Source organism: Pseudomonas fluorescens, assembly GCF_002837185.1.
Classification (GTDB): domain Bacteria; phylum Pseudomonadota; class Gammaproteobacteria; order Pseudomonadales; family Pseudomonadaceae; genus Aquipseudomonas; species Aquipseudomonas fluorescens_AM.
Map to the genome: position 1 here is coordinate 1 of NZ_KZ478051.1, position 3,544 is coordinate 3,544.

The following is a 3,544-nucleotide window of genomic DNA, read 5'->3' on the forward strand; positions in this document are numbered from 1 at the left end:
TTTGGGCGCTATCATAGCGCCCGATTGAAGTGTCCAAAATCATTAGGCCAGTTCAGTGCTCCACCGAAGACAACACCAGTCTCTAAGTCGACATCGATAAAAATGTGGGAGGGGGCTTGCCCCCGATGGCGGTGGATCAGCTGAAAATGCACTGACTGACCCTCCCTCATCGGGGGCAAGCCCCCTCCCACATTTGTTACTCATTGGATGAAAAGGGATCAATCCCGAGCCAATGCCTCAATGGGATCCAGCCGCGCCGCATTGCGCGCCGGCACAAAGCCGAACACGATGCCGATCAGCGTCGAGCAGGCAAACGCGGTGATGATCGAGCCCAGGGAAAACACCATTTCCCACTCCTTCACGAACAGCGAAAACACATAGCCGATGGCATAGGACAGCGAGATCCCGATAATCCCGCCGATCAGACACACCATCACCGCCTCCACCAGAAACTGCTGGCGGATATCCGATTGCCGCGCCCCTACCGCCATGCGAATGCCAATCTCGCGGGTGCGTTCGGTGACCGACACCAGCATGATATTCATCACCCCGATGCCACCCACCAGCAACGAAATCACCGCGATCAATGACAACAGCAGCGCCAGCGAGCGGCTGGTTTTCTGCACCGTCTGCATGATGCTGTCGAGGTTGTTGGTGAAGAAGTCCTTGGTGCCGTGGCGTTGCAGCATGAGCTTATTGACGTTGTCCTCCACCACCTTGCTCGGCTGGCCGTCCTTGATGCGCACGGTGATGCTGTCCAGATGGCGCTGGCCCAACAGGCGCCCCGCCGCCGTCTCATACGGCACCCACACGTTCAGCACCTTGCTGGCGGCGAACAGGTTCTTGTTGTCCGCCGTCACCCCGATCACCGTGCACGGCAGGTTGCCGACCAGGATCACCTGGCCCAGGGGGTCGACGTTCGCCCCGAACAGGCGATGCCGGGTATTGTGGTCGATCACCACCACCTGCGCCTGACGCCGTGCATCGCTTTCGCTGAAGGCGATACCGGCTTCGAGCTTCACGCCCTTGACCTTGAAGTAGCGGTCGCTGACGCCGTTGACCTGTGCATCCACGTCGATATTGCCAAAGCGCAGCAACAGATTGCGCCCCACCACCGGGGTGGCGCTGTCGACGTAATACAGCTGGTTCAACGCGTCCACATCTGACGGCATCAGGGTCTCGATGGCCGAGGCGCGGCTGTCACCGAAACTGGTGCCGGAAAAGATATCGATGGTGTTGCTGCCGATGGCCTGGATGTCCTTGAGCACATAACGCTTGGCGCCCTCGCCGATGGCCGAGATCGACACCACCGAGGTGATGCCGATGACAATGCCGAGCATGGTCAGCAAGGTGCGCATGCGATGGGAAATCAGCGCGACCCAGGCCATGTTGAACGCTTCCTTGAACAACCCCAGGCTCGCCACCAGGCGCCGTGCGCCGCTGCGCCGGGGCTCAAGCGGCGCTTCGCCGGGCAGCTCCAGGCCGGCACTGTCGTTGGCCTTGTCGCTGACGATCTCGCCGTCGCACACCTCGACGATACGCTGGGCATTGGCCGCCACCTTGGGGTCGTGGGTGACGATGATCACCGTGTGCCCGGCCGCGTGCAGCTCGGCGAGGATGCGCATCACCTCCTTGCCGCTGTGGGTGTCGAGGGCGCCGGTGGGTTCGTCGGCGAGGATCACCTCGCCGCCATTCATCAAGGCCCGGGCGATACTCACGCGCTGCTGCTGCCCACCGGACAACTGGCTCGGCCGGTGGGTGACATGCCCCGACAGACCCAGGCGCGCGAGCAACTCCCGCGCGCGGCTGTGGCGCTGGCTTTCCGGGACGCCGGCATAGATCGCCGGCATTTCCACGTTGTGCAAGGCACTCAGGTGCGCCAGCAGGTGGTAGCGCTGGAAGATAAACCCGAAGTAATCGCGGCGCAGTTCCGCCAGTTGCTCATCGCCCAGGGAACGGGTTTCGATGCCGTTGATTTTGTAGCTGCCGGCGGTGGCGTAATCCAGACCGCCGAGGATGTTCATCAGCGTCGATTTACCCGAACCCGAGGCACCGATGATCGCCAGCATTTCCCCGGCGTGAATGGTCAGGTCGATGCCCTTGAGCGCGATGAATTCGCGCTCGCCGGCCATGAAACTGCGGGTGATGCCCTTGAGCTCCAGCAGAGGTTGGGTCATGGCTCAATTCCCCGCCACGGCAGGCGAGGCGTCGCCAATCACCACCTTGTCGCCCTCGGCCAGGCCGTCGAGGATCTGCACCTTGACGTTGTTGTTGATGCCGGTCTTCACCTCACGCACCTGCGCCCTGTCCTTGGCATCCAACACCCGCACTGCATAGCCGCCCTCGGCATTGCGCGCGCCCAGCGCCGCCACCGGCACCATCAGCGCAGCCTCGGCGGTGTCGAGCACGATACGCACCTGGGCGGTCATGGCGATGCGCAGGCGGTGGTCGGGGTTGGGCACATCGAACAGGGCGTTATAGAACACCGCTGTATTCTGCTTGGGCGTGCCGGCGGTCTGGGTTTCCAGAAAATTCTGCGGTGCCGGTTCAGTGCCACGCAGCTTGGCGTAATAGCGTTTGTCGGCCTCACCGAGAATGGTGAAATACACCTGCTGGCCGGGGCTGATATGAATCACATCCGCTTCCGACACCTGGGCCTTGACAGTCATGGTGTCCAGGTCGGCCAGCTTGAGCAGCACCGGCGCCAGCTGGTTGGCGATAACGGTCTGGCCTTCCTGGGTAACGATACCCACCACATCGCCGTCGATGGGCGCATTGATGCGGGTGTAGGCCAGGTTGACCTTGGCCGTGTCGATCTGAATGTGCGCACTTTTGATCTGCGCATCCAACGACAACAGATTGGCCTGCTGCACCTGAAAGGTCGACTCGGCGTCCTCGAAATCCTGGCGCGACACCGACTCATCGGCCTGCAAGCCCTTGTAGCGCTCATACACCGACCTGGCCTGCTTGACCTGCGCCGCCGTGGCGCGGCGTTGAGCCTGCAGATTCTCCTCATCGACCTGGGCCTTGCGCAGCGTGTTCTGCAGGATCAGCGGATCGATCTCGGCCAGCCACTGGCCTTTCTTGACCTTGTCACCGACCTTGACCTTGAGCGACTTCAACTGACCGGAAACCTGCGCCCCCACATCGACCTGCTTGACGCCCTCCAACAGACCGGTGGCGAGAACGGCGTTTTCAATATCGCCGCGTTCAACCGTGGCCGTGAGATATTGAGGCGCATCGGCCGGCGCCTTGACGGTGTAGATAACCAATCCGACGGCAATGGCCAACACTGCGAATATGCCGATTTTGCGTAACTTAGACATTTGCATAAATGACCATAAAGTTGGGCTTTTTGATTGAGCATGGAAATCCAAACCCTAACCACGATGCGCAGCGAGTCGCTCTTGATCTTGATCTGGCTTTTGATCTTGATCTCAGGCGCCCCGTCAAACCACGCTGGCCGAACGCAGGCTTGAATCCGTGGGCAACCCGGCAGGACGCCGGGTTAGCCGCACTGGGCCATGGATGGCCCATTGCGGCG

At 61.3% G+C, this 3,544-nt stretch carries 2 protein-coding genes and 1 pseudogene; 1 reads left to right on the plus strand and 2 read right to left on the minus strand.

What is annotated here, in order from left to right; all coding sequences use genetic code 11:
• Positions 1-218: 218 nt before the first annotated feature.
• On the minus strand, positions 219-2,177 hold the full coding sequence (locus CIB54_RS27185; RefSeq protein WP_101221490.1) for a MacB family efflux pump subunit: 1,959 nt from the start codon (positions 2,175-2,177) through the stop codon (positions 219-221).
• Between the two features lie 3 nt (positions 2,178-2,180).
• Positions 2,181-3,332, minus strand: a complete 1,152-nt coding sequence (gene macA / locus CIB54_RS27190) for a macrolide transporter subunit MacA (RefSeq protein WP_101221491.1) — start codon at positions 3,330-3,332, stop codon at positions 2,181-2,183.
• 2 nt (positions 3,333-3,334) lie between these two features.
• Between macA and CIB54_RS27795 the strand changes: the two are divergent.
• A pseudogene (locus CIB54_RS27795) lies at positions 3,335-3,544 on the plus strand (hypothetical protein); the annotation flags it as partial.